Origin of the sequence: Kineococcus vitellinus (assembly GCF_009906315.1) — a bacterium.
Classification (GTDB): domain Bacteria; phylum Actinomycetota; class Actinomycetes; order Actinomycetales; family Kineococcaceae; genus Kineococcus; species Kineococcus vitellinus.
This window is the reverse complement of the sequence record NZ_JAAALL010000682.1, coordinates 1-275: the sequence shown is the minus strand read 5'-3', so window position 1 is coordinate 275 and position 275 is coordinate 1. Positions and strand designations below refer to the sequence as shown.

Below are 275 nucleotides of genomic sequence, written 5' to 3'. Positions count from 1 at the left end.
GGCCTGCGACAGCGCGACGGACTCCTGCAGGTCGGTGCGTCCGCCCAGTCGCCGGTGGCGCACGCGCAGGGCACTGGACAGGGCTGCTTGGGCCAGCAAGGGCGCCTGCTCCGGCGGTACGGCGGCCAGGGCCGCCCGCGCGGCGTGCACGGCGGCCTGCAGGTCCTCCGGCGCACCATCGGCCTGGTAGCGGGCCAACAGGGTGCTCGACAGGTTCGCATGCAGCCGCCACAGCGTTGCGCCCGTGCCGCGTGCTTCGCGCACCCCGACCTGCA

1 protein-coding gene is annotated in these 275 nt (G+C 75.6%); it reads right to left on the bottom strand.

Features of this window, described 5'->3' with window-relative positions:
• A partial coding sequence (locus GTQ99_RS24080) for a hypothetical protein (protein WP_166618120.1) occupies positions 1-275 on the bottom strand: 275 nt, incomplete at both ends.